Raw genomic sequence first — 15,552 nt, forward strand, 5'->3', positions numbered from 1 at the left:
GGGGCGCTCGCTACTCAGCCTCCACCCGCGCCCGCCACTTGGCCTTGAGGGTGTGCGAGGTGTCCCGTGAGCCGTCCGGGCTCCAACCCGGCGGACCAAACACATAGCCCAGCGCTTCCTTCGGCGACTTTGAGCCGGCGACATCCTTGGCGATGCCGACCCACTCGTGGAAGACGTTATGCAGCAGGTTGAAGTTGCCGAGGTTCTTCACCGTGCCATAGCGGCAGGGCTCTTCGTCGACCTCGGGGATGAAGGTGCCGAACATCCGGTCCCAGATGATCAGGATGCCGGCGTAGTTGGCGTCCAGATAGCGCGGGTTGCGAGCGTGGTGGACGCGGTGATGCGAGGGCGTGTTGAACACCGCCTCGAACCAGCGCGGCATGCGCCCCACCGCCTCGGTATGGATCCAGAACTGGTAGACGAGGCTGATCCCCTTCTGGATCGCCACCATGGCTGGCGGAAAGCCCAGGAAGGTGAGCGGCAACCACAGCAGCCAGGTCCCGGCCACACCGCCGGTCCAGGTCTGCCTCAGGGCGGTCGACAGGTTGTAGTGGGTCGAGGTGTGATGGTTCACGTGGCTGGCCCACCAGAACCGCCGCTCGTGCGCCAAACGGTGGAACCAGTAGTAGGTCAGGTCCTCCAGAAAAAAGACCGCGACCCAGGCCCAGACCGCCGTCATCGGGATCGTGAACAGGCGATGCTGATAAACCCAGACCGTGGTTGCGAAGATCACGCCGCCGAACAGAATCCCGGCCACGGTGCTGCCCAGGCCCATGCTGAGCGACATGGCCGTATCGCGCGTCTCATAGTTCGCCTTGGCCTTGCCGAAGCGGCCCAGCAGGATTTCCAGGATGATGGCCAGCACGAAGAACGGAATAGCCAGCTGGACGGGGTCGAAGGGGGCTTTCAGCATCAGGCGAGCTCTTTCGGCGGCCAGGCGTCGTCGTTGACGGCGAAGGTGGGGCGCGCGTCGGAAACGCGAACAGCCAAGCGGCCGCCCGTCGGCTTCAGCGCCGCGACGGCGCTCCAGGGGAGGTCGCGCGCGACATAACCGTCGCCACGCCGATAAAGGATCAGCGCGAGGTCCGCGGCACGAGCGATCAGACCGGCACCATCGGCCGCGATCCAGGTCGCCTTGGGATGATGATCTGGGAATTCGACATCAAGCAGCGCCTTGGCTGACTCGGCGTCCAGAGGCGGCGTCGGGCGAGCCACGCCCAGCCAACGAACGAACGCCACCAACAGCGTCACGGCGACAACAGAGCCGCCTAACTGAATCAACATCGCCTTGTCCAAGACCGACGCGTTCCCCCGTAACTTATTGCCGTTCAGATTGACGACCGGGGGACCATCGTCAAGCGCCCAAAGAGAATGGCGCGCCCCTAAGGACGCGCCACGCTCAGGGCTGGGGAACCCGTAAAACTAGAAGTGGCGGACGTAGCCGACCGACACGGTGTTCGAGCTCAGGTCGCTCTTGGTGTACTCCGACTTCGTCCAGTCGGCGCGAATGCCGTTCTTGCCGTCCAGCTTGTACTCGGCTCCGACGCCATAGTTCCAGCTGTCACGGCTGCCGTCGAACTGCGTTGCGGCCGGATTGTTGGTGCTGAACTTGGTCGTGCCGTAGCCCACACGCGCGGTCAGGTCCAAGTTCGGGTTCACCGGGAGATAGCCCACGGCGTAGCCAGCGACCTGATGCTCCATCTTCACGCGAGCCGGACCACCGGGGGTATAGACCTTGTCGCTATCGACGCCGCCAGCGACCTCGCCCTCGACGCCGAAATAAGGCGTAATCTTGGCGCCGACGCGCCCCTGAATTGCACCAGTGTCCGCGCCCTTGGTTCGAGTTTGACCATAGTTCACCAAACCATAGATGTCAGGCGAGGCTTGAGCTTGAGCAAACATCGGGGCCGCAAGAACCGAACCAGCAACCAGGGTGGTGGCGATGAGAGTTTTCATTTTTTTACTCCTAATCTACGCGTAGTCTTCAGCCCACTCAGCCATCCCTTGCTAGGATCATAACGCGGCGACCATGCGGCGGTTCACGGCCCCGTTTGGGGCCATTGCGTGTCGATCGCCCGACCGAGGGTGGATGACGAGGCCGCCAACCGTGCTATCTACGGGTTCAAACAAGCGTCAGAACGCGGGCCCGTCTCCCTCAGGAGCGAGGTCCGCGCGCATCATCGGGACCGTCGTCTTGCCGCAAGCCGTCATCGCCGCCACGGGGCTGTACACCCCGCCTCACAGCATCTCGAACGCCGAGTTGGTCGAGGCCTTCAACACCTTCGTCGAGCGCTACAACGCCGCCAACGCAGAGGCCATCACCGCCGGCGACGTTGTGGCCCTGGCCCCCTCCTCGCCTGAATTCATCGAGAAGGCCTCGGGCATCAAGTCGCGCTTCGTCGTCAACAAGGACGGCATCATCGACCCCGACCTGATGCGGCCCGTCATTCCTGAGCGCCCGAACGAAGAGATCTCGATCCTGGCCGAAATCGCCGTTGAGGCGGCCAAGCAGGCGATCGAGCGCTGGGGCAAGCCCGTCTCGGAGATCGGCGCGGTGATCTGCGCGGCATCGAACATGCAGCGCGCCTATCCGGCCATGGCCATCGAGGTGCAGCAGGCCCTGGGCATCGAGGGCTTCGCCTTTGACATGAACGTCGCCTGCTCGTCGGCGACTTTCGGCATCAAGACCGCCGCCGACTTCGTCACAAGCGGCAGCGCCAAGGCGGTGCTGATGGTCAATCCCGAAATCTGCTCGGGTCACCTGAACTTCAAGGATCGGGACAGCCACTTCATCTTCGGCGACGTCGCCACTGCGGTTATCATTGAGGACGCCGACCAGGCCGTTGGCGGCTGGGAGATCGTGGGCACGCGCTTGAAGACCCAGTTCTCGAACAACATCCGCAACAACTTCGGCTTCCTGAATCGCGCCGCGCCGGAAGGGATCGGGGCCAAGGACAAGCTCTTCGTTCAGGAAGGCCGCAAGGTTTTCCGCGAGGTCGTGCCGATGGTCAGCGAGATGATCGTGCAGCACGCCCAGGACCTGGGCGTCGATGCGACGGGCCTCAAGCGCCTGTGGCTACATCAGGCCAACATCAACATGAACGAGATGATCGGCCGCAAGGTGTTGGGTCGCGATCCGGCGCCGGGCGAGAACGTCATCATCCTGGACGAGTACGCCAACACCAGTTCGGCCGGTTCGATCATCGCCTTCCACTCAGCGAACGACGACTTTGCCCCTGGCGAGACGGGCCTGATCTGCAGCTTCGGCGCGGGCTATTCGGCAGGCACGGTGTTCGTCCGCAAGCGTTGATCTGGACCTGCGGGGGCGTATGCGCCCCCTTTCTCCAGAAGCAGGCTAGCGGACCGCGTGCGCCTGTATAGAAATGCGCGACATTGTTTCGCCGTAAGGTCCGTTCGATGCGATTCCCTGCCCGCCGCGCCGTCCTCTCCGGTCTTGGCCTCGCCCTGCTCGCCGCGTGCGGCAAGAAGCCAGTGGCCGATGTTGGCGGTTGGGACCGGATCAAGGCGTCGGGCAAGTTGCGCGTCGGTCTGGAGGGCACCTACCCGCCGTTCAACTTCCAGGACAAGTCGGGCCAGCTGGCGGGGTTCGAGGTCGATTTCGCCAAGGCTCTGGCCGAGCAGTTGGGCCTTACCGTCGAGTTCAGCCCAGCGCCGTTCGCCGGTCTCTTGGGCGCTCTGGAGTCGGGCCGCGTCGACGTGGTCATCAACCAGATCACCATCACCCCCGACCGGCAGGCCAAGTACGACTTCTCCGAGCCTTACACCGTCTCGGGCATCCAGATCATTGCGCTGAAGGGCAAGCCGGCGCCGAGCAAGCCTGAAGACCTCGCAGGCAAGAAGGTCGGGGTCGGTCTCGGAACCAACTACGAGCAGTGGCTCCGCGCCAACGTGCCCAGCGCGGACGTGCGCAGCTACGAGGACGACCCCACAAAGTATCAGGACCTGCGCGCCGGCCGGATCGACGCAGTGCTGAACGATCGTCTGGTCGCCGCCGATTTCGTGAAGACCTCCCCGGAGTTCGTCGCCTCTGGCCAGCCTTTCGCCGCGCAAGGTTCTGGCGTCGCCATGAAGAAGGATCCGGGCCTGAAGGTCGTGATCAACCAGGCCATCGACGCCCTGCGAGCCAACGGCAAACTCGCCGCGATCTCGCAAACATGGTTCGGCATGGACGTCACCCAATAGCGCCATGGACACCGGCCTCGACCTGCTGCGCCAGTCCGCCCCGCTCCTGCTGAAAGGTGCGGGCTACACGATCATCCTGAGCGTTATCGGCATGAGCATCGGGGTCGTCTTGGGCTTTGTCCTGGCGTTGATGCGCCTTTCGGGATCGGCGCTGCTGCGATGGCCCGCTGCTGTCTATGTGTCGGCGTTTCGGGGCACGCCGCTGCTGGTCCAGCTGTTCCTGATCTACTACGGGCTGCCCGAGTTCGGGATCGAGATGCCGCCCCTGATGGCGGCGGGCATCGGCTTCTCGCTCAACGTCGCCGCCTACAGCTGCGAGATTCTGCGCAGCGCCATCGCCGCCGTCGACAAGGGGCAGTGGGAAGCCGCCAGCGTGCTGGGCATGAGCCGCGGCCAGGCCCTGCGTCGCGTGATCTTGCCCCAGGCCGCGCGCACCGCCGTCGCGCCCCTCTCGAACAGCTTCATCAGCCTGGTGAAGGACACTTCGCTGGCCGCGACCATCCAGGTGCCGGAGCTATTCCGACAAGCGCAGCTGATCACCGCTCGGACCTACGAGATCTTCACGATGTATCTGGCCGCAGCCGCGATCTACTGGATCCTTTCCACGATCCTGGCCGCCGTTCAGACGCGCCTTGAACGCCGCGCCGCGGAGGGTCGCCGATGAGCGCGATCGACGTCAGAACTCTGAAAAAGAGCTACGGCGACACACCCGTCCTCGCTGGCGTGGACCTGACTGTCGCGCCGGGTGAGGTGGTGGCGATCATTGGTCCCAGCGGCTCGGGCAAGAGCACCCTGCTCCGTTGCCTGGCCGGTCTTGAGCCTATCAACGGCGGCGCTCTGACCATCGCCGGGGTGAACGCCGACGCCAAGACGCCCCTCGCCAAGGCCCTTAATGGACGCGTCGGCTTCGTCTTCCAGAGCTTCAACCTCTTCCCGCATCGCACGGCCCTGCAGAACGTCATTGAGGGCCCGATCGTCGTTCGCAAGGAAGATCCCGGCAAGGCGCGGGCCAGGGGCCTCTCCCTGTTGGAGAAGGTCGGGCTGGCCGATCGCTCAGACGCCTATCCCTCGGCGCTGTCCGGCGGTCAGCAACAGCGCTGCGCCATCGCCCGCGCCCTCGCGATGGACCCTGAGGTCATTCTCTTTGACGAGCCCACCTCCGCCCTGGATCCCGAACTGGTCGGCGAGGTTCTGGCCGTTATCCGCGACCTCGCCGCAGAGAAACGCACGATGGTCATCGTCACCCACCAGATGGATTTCGCCCGCGACGTCGCTGAGCGAACGATTTTCATGGACGGCGGCGTGATCGTAGAGCAAGGACCATCCCGCAAGCTCCTCGCCTCGCCGCGCGAAGAGCGGACTCGGCGGTTTCTGGCCAGATCGGGCGTTCTGCAGCCATAATTTGGCCCACGGGACGCTTCAGGACCTGACCGCCGACGCCGGGTGGCTTTTTATGGCGAGGACAGCGTGAAGCCTTACATCGAACTCAAGGGCGCCTCGGGCGCCGTATACCGCTATAAGCTGGCCGAGAACGGCGAACCTGGGACGACGATCGCCGGGAACTTCGTTTATCTCGACGCCAAGGGCGCGGTCGTGTTCGCTGGCCAGGCCAACAATCTCGTGGACGCTAAGGCGCGTTGGGTCGAGGCCTATACCCGCCACGGCGCTACGGGCCTGTACACGCGTCTCAACGTCTCGGGAGCCTCGCGCGCCGAGGAGTATTCCGATCTGGTGATCGCGCTTCAGCCTGTGATGAATCAGGCCGACTAGAGCCTGTCTGGTTTAGATGGAATCATTTAAACTAGAGAAACAGGCTCTAATTCATATACTTAGAGCGCGTTCGAGGGGTTTAGCCGCTTACTCTCAAACCTAACGCGCTCTAGGCTCGCCCGCCGGGCGGTGACGCGGCTAAGGTCGTGACGCATGCGCCCGGAGATTCTCTTCCCCCTGTTCAGCTCCGTTTCCACGCTCAAGGGCGTGGGACCGCGCGTCGCGCCGCTGGTCGAAAAGCTGGCCGGACCGATCGTGCGAGACGTGCTGTTCACCGCACCGTCGGGCCTGATCCGGCGCACGACCACGACGGTCGACCAAGCGATCGAGAATCAGGTCCAGACCTTCATCGTCACCATCGACGGTCACCAGCCGCCGCATCGGCTGGGGCAGCCGTGGAAGATCAGAGCCTGGGACGGCACGGGCTTTCTCACGCTCGTCTGGTTCAAGGGTCACGGCCCGCATCTGGAGCGCCAACACCCCAAGGGCGCCCGCCGCGCCGTCAGCGGCAAGGTCGAGCGGCCAGAAGGATTCGCCTCCGAGCTCCAGATCGCCCACCCCGACTACATCGTCGCCGAGGACAAGGCCGGCGACATTCCACTCGTGGAGACGGTCTATCCGGCCACCCATGGATTGCCCTCGCGGACGTTTCGAAAATTCGCGCTTGAGTCGCTGGAGCGCGCGCCCGCACTGCAGGAATGGCAGGACGCGGCCTGGCGCGAGCGCGAAAAGCTTCCGACCTGGCGAGAGGCCCTGGCGGCGCTGCATGCGCCCGCGAGCGAAGCAGACCTATCCCCTCTGGCGCGGCCACGCCGACGCTTGGCCTATGATGAACTTCTGGCGCATCAGCTGGCGTTGGCGCAGCGCAAGGCCGCCCGGCGCTCCCACCCTGGCCCGCGTGTCCCGGCGGGCCCGCTGTCAGACGCGGCCGAGAAGGCCCTGCCCTTCAAGCTGACCGGCGCACAGATCCGCGCGCTGTCAGAAATCCGAGGCGACCTGGCGTCGGGCGAGCGCATGAGCCGATTGCTGCAGGGCGACGTCGGTTCCGGCAAGACTGTCGTCGCCATGCTGGCCATGGCCGACGCCGCCAGCGCGGGCTTCCAATCCGCGCTGATGGCCCCCACCGAGATCCTCGCGCGCCAGCACTTCGAGACCATCGCCGCGCCGCTGGAAGCCTTAGGCCTGTCGGTGATTCTGCTCACCGGCCGCGACAAGGGCGGAGGTCGGGCGGCGAAGCTGTCTGGACTAGCCGAGGGAACCCATCACATCGCCGTGGGAACCCACGCCTTGTTTCAGGACGACGTCAGCTTCCGTTCGCTCGCCCTGACCATCATCGACGAACAGCATCGCTTCGGCGTGAACGAGCGTCGCCGCCTCCAGGAAAAAGGCGATGGCGTGCATCTCTTGGCCATGTCGGCCACGCCTATTCCCCGGACGCTTGAACTCACGGTCTTTGGCGATCTCGACGTATCCCGTATCGATGAGAAGCCGCCAGGTCGTACGCCCGTCGCCACCCGCGCCGCGCCGACACCGCGCGTACCGGAGATCGTCGAACGTCTGCGCGGCGCGATCGCTGGCGGCGCCCAGGCGTTTTGGATCTGCCCTCTGGTGTCAGAGTCGGACAAGGTCGACCTGCGAGCCGCCGAGGACCGCGCCGCCGATCTCGCCCAGCATCTGCCGGGCGTTGGCCTGGTTCATGGCCAGATGCCGCCGGCGGAGAAGGACGCGGTCATGCAGCGTTTTGTCGACGGCGAGGTCAGCGTCCTGGTCGCCACAACCGTGGTCGAGGTGGGCGTGAACGTGCCCAACGCCAGCATCATGGTCATCGAGCACGCCGACCGGTTTGGGCTGGCCCAGTTGCACCAACTGCGCGGGCGGGTGGGCCGGGGAACGCGCGAGAGCTCCTGTGTCCTGCTCTACGACCCGCCGCTGTCGGAGGTGGCCCAACAGCGCTTGGACATCCTTCGGCGCAGCGACGACGGGTTCGAGATTGCGGAGAAGGATCTTGAGCTTCGAGGCGGCGGCGACCCGCTAGGTCTGAAGCAAAGCGGTTTCCCGGCCTATTGCCTGGCCGATCCCGTCGCGCACCGCGATCTGATCGCCGTTGCGGCCGACGACGCCCGCCTGATCCTGGCGCGCGACCCAGCGCTCACCTCGCCCCGCGGCCAAGCGCTGCGGATGCTCCAGGAACTCTTCGACTGGAAGCCGACCTCGGCGCTGAACGAGGCGGGCTAGTCGTCCGCTCAGTGCGCCGCAGCGCCCTTGCGGTGATGCCAGAGGTGCAAGACCCCAGCCAGGACGCCGCCGATCACCAGACCGACAACCGCAGAGCCCAGGGCGAACGCCAGCCAGCCGGTGACAGGCCCCACGATCGGCGCTTGTCCCGCCCAATGCGAGAGTCCTTCCACCCAGTGAGGGATCGGCGTGAGATGGAAATGTTCAAGACCGTGCACGATAATACCGCCGCCCACCCAGAGCATGGCCGCCGTGCCGATCACAGTAAGAGCCTCCATGGTCACGGGCATGGCCTTGACCAAGCCGCGTCCAAGCGCCTGCGAGCCCCTGTTCGAGTGGCGGGACAGATGCAGGCCGATGTCGTCCATCTTCACGATCAGTGCGACCGCGCCGTAGACCACCACGGTTAGCAGCACGCCCACCAAGGCCAAAGCGCCGGCCTGCAGCGGCAGGCTGAGGTGCGAGACCTCGGCCAAGGCGATCGCCATGATCTCGCCGGAGAGGATCAGGTCGGTGCGGATCGCGCCGTCCACCTTCTGCTTTTCGAGATCAGGACCGCTGAGCGCCAAATCCTCGATCGCTTCGCCTTCGGCTTCCGGAGTGAACGCCTCCAGGACCTTCTCTGTCGCCTCGAAGGCGAGATAGGCGCCTCCGACCATCAGGATGGGGGTCACCGCCCAAGGCGCGAAAGCCGATAACAGCAGCGCCCCCGGCAGAAGGAAGATCAGCTTGTTGCGAAGCGACCCCACCGCGATCTTCCAGACGATCGGCAGCTCCCGATCAGGCGTGAAGCCCATGGCGTAGCCGGGCGTCACCGCGGCGTCGTCGACGACCACGCCGACCGCCTTCGTGCCCGCCTTCCCCGCAGCGGCGCTGACGTCGTCCAGCGAGGCGGCGGCGAGCTTGGTGATGGCCGCGACGTCGTCGAGCAGCGCGGCAAGGCCGGAGGGCATGGGAGATCCTGTTTCAAGCGCGTGAACGCCTCGTGCGTAAGGCGCGCCGCGCCTGTCGTAAAGCGCGGAGCCTCTTGCGTGACGCAAGGTTAGGCCAGGAACCATCTTTCCATGGACGTCGTCAGCGCTCTTAACCTGCTCGCCCCTCGCCTGTCGCCAGCAGCGACCGGCGTCGCTAACGCGCGGCGCCTTTCTGGCGGCGCCAGTCTCGAGACCTGGGCCTTCGACTTGAGCGACGGCACGCCCCTGATCCTGCGTCGTCGCCCGGATGGCGCCCTGCCCCGCGAAACCGCCTTGCCCCTAGCGTCCGAAGCCGCCCTGATCCGCGCCGCTGGAGCCGCAGGCGCGCCGACGCCTGGCGTCGCCCACCTCTGTGAGCCGGGCGACCAACTGGGCGAAGCCTATGTGATGCATCGGCTCGAAGGCGAAACCCTGGGTCGTCGCATCGTCCGCGATGAGGCTTTCGCCGCAGTTCGTCCAGGGCTCGCCCGGCGTTGCGGCGAGGTGCTGGCCCAGATCCATGCGACCCCGACCGATCATCTGCCGCCACTGGCGACTTCGGATGCGCACGGCGAACTGGCCCGCTACGAGGGCGTCTATCGGGACCTTGATGCGCAGCGGCCGATCCTGGAGGCCGCATTCCGGTGGCTGGAGGCCATTGCGCCAGCGCCGCCCGAGCGGCCCGTACTGGTCCATGGCGATTTCAGAAACGGTAACCTGATGATCCATCCGAATCGGGGTCTGGTGGGCGTGCTCGACTGGGAGCTGGCGCACCTGGGCGACCCGGCTGAGGACCTGGGATGGATCTGCGTCAACTCGTGGCGCTTCGGGGAATGGCGAAAGCCGGTGGGCGGCTTTGGCGACTATGCCGAGCTGCTGGCGGGCTATGGCGGTGAGATCGTTCTGGACCGCGTCCGGTTCTGGCAGGCGCTCGGCTCGCTGAAATGGGCGGTGATGTGCCTGATGATGTACCAGAGCTTCGCGACCGGCGCAGACACCTCGGTCGAACGCGCAATGATCGGGCGGCGGACCAGCGAAGCCGAGATCGATCTGGTGACCTTGATGGAGAGCGCGGCGTGATCACTCATCCGACCGCCGCCGAGCTAGAGCGAGCCGTCGCCGCTTTCGACGCCGAATCCGCCGCGCCTGGCGACGCACGCCATGCCTTCCTGTCGCGCGTGGCCGACAACGCTCGCGCCGTTCTGGCGCGCGAGGCCGAGCGAGGCGCCGCTCTGGAGGCTGAAGCAACGACGCGGCTGACAGAACTGCTGGAGGCGACCGGCGACTTCGCGACGCTCAACAATCAACTCTGCCTGGCGCTGAGAAGCGGTCGGGTATCACCTTTGGACGCTCGGGTTCTCGCCCATCTGAAGGCGACCGCGATTGGCCAGATCGCCATCGACCAACCGACCTACGGCGGGTTAGCCGCCCTGCTGGCCAGCGGCGATGGGGCTTAGCGCGCGGCCGATCTTGGCCTCGGCGCGCGCTGCCGCATCGGCTTCGATGTCGGCATAGAATAGATTGAACGCGTCGACCTTGCGCCGATCCGCCCAGGACCCGGTGTCGCGGAGCGCGTTTGATTTGGGCCGGCTGGTGCGCAGCAGTCCGTTCTCACATCGCGCCGAGACCTGACGCTGCAGGAAAGCGGGACGGGCGCCCCAGTCGAGGCCCGTGGCGTTGGCCGCGCCCAGGTTCATGCGCGCCGGCGCGCGCTCGGTCGTGACAGCGCCCAGCAGCGGATTGAAGCAAAGCGGCTGGCGATGTTCGAGGTTCACCAGCTGGTCCGCGCCGTCCCAGACCAGAGAGCGTCCCGTCAGTTCCTGAGCCGCGCGGAAATCACCTTCCTGCGCCGAGGCCCAGGCCGCCACGCAGCCGGTCTGTCCACGCCCAAGACAAGCGCCGAGCGGCGCTGACGGGCCATACTCGTCGGCGGGAACGATCGCCTCGATCAGATAGGCTGCGACGAGGCGGCGCTTGAGGTCGGGTTTGCCCGCGATCTCCTCGCGCAGCAGCCGCGCCACCAGAGATCCGCCCTGCTCCACGCCGACGATCACAAAAGGACGCTCCTGGCCGTAGCGTGAGACATAGGCGCGGAAGGCCTGAAGCACATCGCCATAGGCGAAACGACGGGCGTCCCGGGCGTCATCTCGCAAGGTGAGGTAGGTATAGAGGCTGGCCTGCCGATATCGCGGCGCGAAGAGCCGTCCGACACGCTCGAACGGCCCCGCATAGTTCGGCAGCACCACCCGTGACAGGAAGCGCTGGGCCTTCGGTTGGTCGATGCCGCCATTCCAGTCGCGCCCGCCGTCGAAGGTGGTGGGATGGACGAAGAACACATCGACAGGCGACGCTTCTGCGCCTGGAGCCTCCGCCTTGGCGGGCAGCAGGGCCCAGGCCTCGCGCTTGCCATAGTCAGGCGCCGGCGGCGGCTTGTAGGTCAGGAACGGGATCTTGGGATCCAGGGCGTTGCTGAGGATGTCGTAGCGCCAGATGAAGGCGGCCGCGAGGATCAGCGTCAGAAACAGCGCCGCCCCCGCGAAAATCCAGCGCTTGAAGCCTTGGAAAGATCCGCCCATGCGCCTGGGTTACACCAAGCGTTGGACGGCTTTAAGCCCCTTCCTGGCCGATGATCGCGACGGAGCAGACATTGCTGGCCGGCGCGCCGCCCAGGTTGTGGGTCATGCCAAAGATAGGGTTGGCCAACTGCCGCTCGCCCGCGCGCCCTTGGAGCTGCAGATACATCTCGTAGAGCATCCGCAGGCCCGAGGCGCCGATCGGGTGGCCGAAGCACTTGAGACCGCCGTCGATCTGGCAGGGCACGCCCCCGTCCGCGTCGTAGAAGCCGTCCAGCACGTCGCGCCAGCCCCGGCCTTCCGGCGAAATAAACAGATCCTCCATCGTCACCAGCTCGGTGACCGAGAAGCAGTCGTGCACCTCCATCATCGAGATCTGCTCGCGCGGGCGCTCGATACCGGCCTCCTTGTAGGCCTTGCCGGCGGCGATGCGGGCCGTGTGGAAGTGGCTGCCGTCCCAGCCGTTATACTGACTTTCGTAGCCATTCGAGACCGAGAGCTGCAGAGCCTTGACCGTGACGAGGTCATGCTTGCCCATCGCCCGGGCGATCTCCGGCGTGGTGACGATGGCCGCAGCCGCGCCGTCCGACACGCCGCAGCAGTCGAACAGGCCCAGCGGCTCGGCGATCAGGGGCGCGTTCAGCGCCTGCTCCTCGGTGATCGGCTTGCGCAGGTGGGCCTTGGGGTTCTTGGCGCCGTTGGCGTGGCTCTTGACCGAGACGTGGGCGATGGCGCGCTTGAGATCCTCCTTCGAGACCCCGTGCTTGGCGCGATAGGCGCTAGCCAGTTGGGCGAAGTTTCCAGGCGCGGAGCCGTTCGGCATCACCTGTGGGCTGAGCGTGCCAGGATTGGCTACCGGCAAACCGCCATAGCCGGTGTCCTTCAGCTTTTCGACCCCGACCGCCAGGGCGATGTCAGCCGCCCCGGCCGCCACGGCGTAGACCGCGCCCCGGAAGGCTTCCGAACCGGAGGCGCAGAAGTTCTCGACGCGGGTGACGGCGATGTTGGGCAGGCGCAGGGCGATCGCCAGCGGCGTGCCGCCCTTGCCCGAGCCGATCTCGTCAATGTGAGTGGAGAACCAGGCGGCGTCCAGCTGGGTCGGCTCGATGCCGGCGTCCTGCATGGCTTCCAGATAGGCCTCGACCATCAGGTCGTCGGGGCCGGCGTCCCAGCGCTCGCCGAACTTGCTGCAGCCCATCCCGAGAATGGCGACCTTGTCGCGAATACCTTGAGGCATATCGGTCTCCCTATTCGGCGGCTTGGGCAGATTGTGCGGCGATGGCGGCCCGGTCGGGCGTCGCCTTCCAGAAGTAGCGGACGAAGCCGCGCTTCTCGTCGACCTCCTTGATGCGGAACACCATCCGCACCGGCAGGCCGGTCTCGACGTCGCCCGGCGAAACGTCGGTGATGTCCATCATGATCCGACCGCCGCCCTCGAAGACAACCATGCCGTAGTGGTTAGGCGGAGCCATGGAAAAAGTCAGATAATCAGCGGAGTAGCTGAGAATGCTCGCGCGGCGTTCGGCGAACTTGTACGGTTCTTGGGTGTCGACGGCGGGATTGTTCGGGGCCACCGAGATGCGGGTGCGCGGGAACTGGATAACCCCCGTCTCGCGGCAGCGACCGCCCACAAGGCCCAGGATCATGTCCTCGTTGCGATACAGGGTGGTCAGGGCCGTCTTGTTGTCCTTCTCGGCCCGCATGCCCTTGTCCCAGTCGACAAGTCCGTTGAAGGTCAGGAATTTCAGATAGTTGGTCTCGACTTCTCGATCGGCCAGAGATCCGGTCACCCCGCGCGCGGGACGCTGCCCTTGGCCGGTGGCGCGAAACAACAGGGCCTCGGCGCCCTGGCCGAACTGGGCGACCAGAATGGTCTCGCCGGCCTTGGCCTGCTCCAACGCGTGGGCCAGCATGATCGGACCATGCGCGCAGCCTGCCTCGCCCATGACGGCGGCCAGGTTGTCGCGAACGGCTTCTGGTTTGATCCCGACCGATTTCGCCACGGTGGCGGCCATGCCGGCGAATGTCGACGGGAAGCAGAAATGATCGACATCCGAAGCGCTTAGCCCTGAAACCTCAAGCGCCCTGCGGATCGCCGGCGGAACCAGCTTGACGATCCCTTCGTCGCGGATCCAGCGCTCTTCCCAGTAGTAGTCAAAGCCCCCATCATCGCCGCGGAAGTGGTCGACGAAGTCGTCGGTGACGCTGCCGCGCCCAAGGAACTCGGCCGCGCCGGGGCCGTCCGAAACCACGAAGGCCGCCGCGCCGTCGCCGAAGTCCAGCTCCTGGGCTGAGACCGCCCGCGCCTTGCGGTGTTCGCCCACCGCGACGAGTGAGGTTCCGCCCGCAACCAGCGCCTGACCCAGCGCCGTCAGCCCGCACCGCTGCGAGCCCGTGACGTCGCTGGCCGTGATCGACTTCTCCAAGGTCAGCGCCGCCGACACGATCCCCGCGTTCAGGCGGTCAGCAAACGGCGCTGTCGTCGAGGCGAAATAGAGGCTGGCGATCTGCGAACGATCATCACCGGGTCCGAGCGCGTCGCGCGCCGCCTCGACCGCCATGGTCAGGGCGTCCTCGTCCCAATTGGCCATGGACCGCTCGCCCTTGCCCTTGGCCTTGAGGTTCGGCGCGACCCAAGCGTTGGCCTCGGTGACGGCCTTGCGGCTCAAACGCAATCGCGGCGCATAGGCGCCCCAGGCGGCGATGCCGACCATTTCTCGCTCCCTGCCTGCCGGGCTCGACCCGACTTATCGGCGTTCAGCTTACGCTCGCGGAAATGGACGGCAACCGTGCCCCGACGTTAGCGGGACGTGCTCAGCGGTAGGGATCGTCGGTGTTCAGATAGCCGGCCACATAGTCGGCCACGCCGTCCTCCAGCGTCGTCATCGACGCGTCGTAGCCTGCGGCGCGTAAGCGGCTCATGTCGGCCTGGGTGTAGTACTGGTACTTGCCGCGCAGCACTTCGGGCATGTCGATATAGGTGATGTCAGGCTCTCTGCCCGCCGCCTCGAAGGTCGCGACGGCGAGATCCCGGAATGAGCGCGCCTGGCCCGAGCCGAGGTTAAAGACTCCGTTGACGGCGGGGCTCGCGGCCAGCCAGTTGACGACGTCGACCACGTCGCGGACATAGACGAAATCCCGCAACTGCCCGCCGTCCTCGTAATCGGGGTGGTGCGACTTGAAGAGCTTCACGCCCTCCCCCGCCGCGATGCGCGGCCAGATCTGGGCCACCACCGATTTCATACCGCCCTTGTGGTCCTCATTGGGCCCATAGACGTTGAAGAACTTCAGACCCGCCCACTGTGCAGGTGCGCGGCCACGCTGGGCCTCTCTCACGGCGTAGAGGTCGAACAGGGCCTTCGACCAGCCATAGGCGTTCAAGGGGCGCAGCGCCTGCAGCGACGCCAGATCATCCTTGCCGTCGAAACCCAGGCCGCCATCGCCGTAGGTGGCGGCGGACGAAGCGTAGATCAGCCGCTTGCCGTGCTGGGCGCACCAGTCCCACAGGTCACGCGAGAGCACGAAGTTGGACTGCACGATCTTGTCTGCGTCGACTTCGGTGGTCGAGGACACTGCGCCCATGTGGATCACCAGTTCCACCTCGGCGCCGCGCCGCCCCAGCCAGTCGAAAAGCTGCTCAGGCGCGACAAAGTCGGCGATCGGATGCTTGGCGATGTTGCGCCACTTTCCGCTGGCCGCGTCGCGCAAGCGATCGCAGACCACAACGTCGAGCGCCGGGTCCTCACAAAGCCGCGCGACAATATTCGAACCAATAAAGCCGGCGCCGCCGGTGACCAGGACGATGCGGCGGCTCATGC

General features: G+C 65.8%; 16 protein-coding genes. 8 read left to right on the forward strand and 8 right to left on the reverse strand.

All coding sequences use genetic code 11. The features are described 5' to 3' along the window. Window positions 1–10 precede the first annotated feature (10 nt). The 3 genes from ACT53N_RS01765 to ACT53N_RS01775 form a co-directional block, all read right to left on the reverse strand. Window positions 11–913: a sterol desaturase family protein gene (locus ACT53N_RS01765; RefSeq protein ID WP_476062271.1), complete on the reverse strand. Its 903-nt coding sequence runs from the start codon at window positions 911–913 to the stop codon at window positions 11–13. Beyond that, entirely contained in the window at window positions 913–1,296 is a 384-nt protein-coding gene (locus ACT53N_RS01770) for a hypothetical protein (RefSeq protein WP_476062272.1), read from the reverse strand. The genes ACT53N_RS01765 and ACT53N_RS01770 overlap by 1 nt, the downstream gene beginning before the upstream one ends. A 126-nt stretch (window positions 1,297–1,422) precedes the next feature. Continuing rightward, a complete protein-coding gene (locus tag ACT53N_RS01775) occupies window positions 1,423–1,956 on the reverse strand; it encodes a porin family protein (RefSeq protein ID WP_476062273.1) in 534 nt (177 codons plus the stop codon). 238 nt (window positions 1,957–2,194) lie between these two features. Here ACT53N_RS01775 and ACT53N_RS01780 point away from each other — a divergent pair, with 238 nt between their 5' ends. From ACT53N_RS01780 to recG, 6 genes are all read left to right on the forward strand, one after another. Further along, window positions 2,195–3,310, forward strand: a complete 1,116-nt coding sequence (locus tag ACT53N_RS01780; RefSeq protein ID WP_476062274.1) for a beta-ketoacyl-ACP synthase III — start codon at window positions 2,195–2,197, stop codon at window positions 3,308–3,310. 107 nt (window positions 3,311–3,417) lie between these two features. Then, window positions 3,418–4,203 (forward strand): cystine ABC transporter substrate-binding protein, encoded by a 786-nt coding sequence (gene tcyJ / locus ACT53N_RS01785; protein ID WP_476062275.1) that lies wholly within the window; start codon window positions 3,418–3,420, stop codon window positions 4,201–4,203. A 4-nt stretch (window positions 4,204–4,207) separates the two neighbouring features. Further along, window positions 4,208–4,867, forward strand: a complete 660-nt coding sequence (gene tcyL / locus ACT53N_RS01790) for a cystine ABC transporter permease (protein ID WP_476062276.1) — start codon at window positions 4,208–4,210, stop codon at window positions 4,865–4,867. Then, a complete protein-coding gene (locus tag ACT53N_RS01795; protein ID WP_476062277.1) occupies window positions 4,864–5,604 on the forward strand; it encodes an amino acid ABC transporter ATP-binding protein in 741 nt (246 codons plus the stop codon). The genes tcyL and ACT53N_RS01795 overlap by 4 nt, the downstream gene beginning before the upstream one ends. A gap of 66 nt (window positions 5,605–5,670) precedes the next feature. Further along, on the forward strand, window positions 5,671–5,973 hold the full coding sequence (locus ACT53N_RS01800) for a hypothetical protein (protein ID WP_476062278.1): 303 nt from the start codon (window positions 5,671–5,673) through the stop codon (window positions 5,971–5,973). Between the two features lie 153 nt (window positions 5,974–6,126). Next, the gene (gene recG, locus ACT53N_RS01805) at window positions 6,127–8,208 is read left to right on the forward strand and encodes an ATP-dependent DNA helicase RecG (protein WP_476062279.1); all 2,082 of its coding nucleotides are present in this window, start codon (window positions 6,127–6,129) and stop codon (window positions 8,206–8,208) included. An 8-nt stretch (window positions 8,209–8,216) separates the two neighbouring features. Here recG and ACT53N_RS01810 read toward each other — a convergent pair whose 3' ends face one another. Then, on the reverse strand, window positions 8,217–9,161 hold the full coding sequence (locus ACT53N_RS01810; RefSeq protein ID WP_476062280.1) for a DUF808 domain-containing protein: 945 nt from the start codon (window positions 9,159–9,161) through the stop codon (window positions 8,217–8,219). A 111-nt stretch (window positions 9,162–9,272) separates the two neighbouring features. Between ACT53N_RS01810 and ACT53N_RS01815 the strand changes: the two genes are divergently transcribed. Together ACT53N_RS01815 and ACT53N_RS01820 are read left to right on the forward strand one after the other, a co-directional pair. Then, window positions 9,273–10,241, forward strand: a complete 969-nt coding sequence (locus ACT53N_RS01815; RefSeq protein ID WP_476062281.1) for a phosphotransferase family protein — start codon at window positions 9,273–9,275, stop codon at window positions 10,239–10,241. Then, complete coding sequence (locus ACT53N_RS01820; protein ID WP_476062282.1) at window positions 10,238–10,618, forward strand: DUF6285 domain-containing protein; 381 nt, start codon at window positions 10,238–10,240, stop codon at window positions 10,616–10,618. The genes ACT53N_RS01815 and ACT53N_RS01820 overlap by 4 nt, the downstream gene beginning before the upstream one ends. On the opposite strand, the gene ACT53N_RS01825 is transcribed toward ACT53N_RS01820, so the two are convergent. The 4 genes from ACT53N_RS01825 to rfaD all read right to left on the reverse strand — a co-directional run bounded on the left by ACT53N_RS01825 (window position 10,583) and on the right by rfaD (window position 15,550). Continuing rightward, a complete protein-coding gene (locus tag ACT53N_RS01825) occupies window positions 10,583–11,737 on the reverse strand; it encodes a DUF3089 domain-containing protein (protein ID WP_476062283.1) in 1,155 nt (384 codons plus the stop codon). The genes ACT53N_RS01820 and ACT53N_RS01825 overlap by 36 nt on opposite strands. 31 nt (window positions 11,738–11,768) lie before the next feature. Continuing rightward, on the reverse strand, window positions 11,769–12,971 hold the full coding sequence (locus ACT53N_RS01830; protein WP_476062284.1) for an acetyl-CoA acetyltransferase: 1,203 nt from the start codon (window positions 12,969–12,971) through the stop codon (window positions 11,769–11,771). 10 nt (window positions 12,972–12,981) lie between these two features. Then, on the reverse strand, window positions 12,982–14,448 hold the full coding sequence (locus tag ACT53N_RS01835; RefSeq protein ID WP_476062285.1) for a hydroxymethylglutaryl-CoA synthase family protein: 1,467 nt from the start codon (window positions 14,446–14,448) through the stop codon (window positions 12,982–12,984). 100 nt (window positions 14,449–14,548) lie between these two features. After that, window positions 14,549–15,550: an ADP-glyceromanno-heptose 6-epimerase gene (gene rfaD, locus ACT53N_RS01840; RefSeq protein ID WP_476062286.1), complete on the reverse strand. Its 1,002-nt coding sequence runs from the start codon at window positions 15,548–15,550 to the stop codon at window positions 14,549–14,551. Window positions 15,551–15,552 lie beyond the last annotated feature (2 nt).

This window comes from Caulobacter sp. DMC95 (assembly GCF_056313785.1).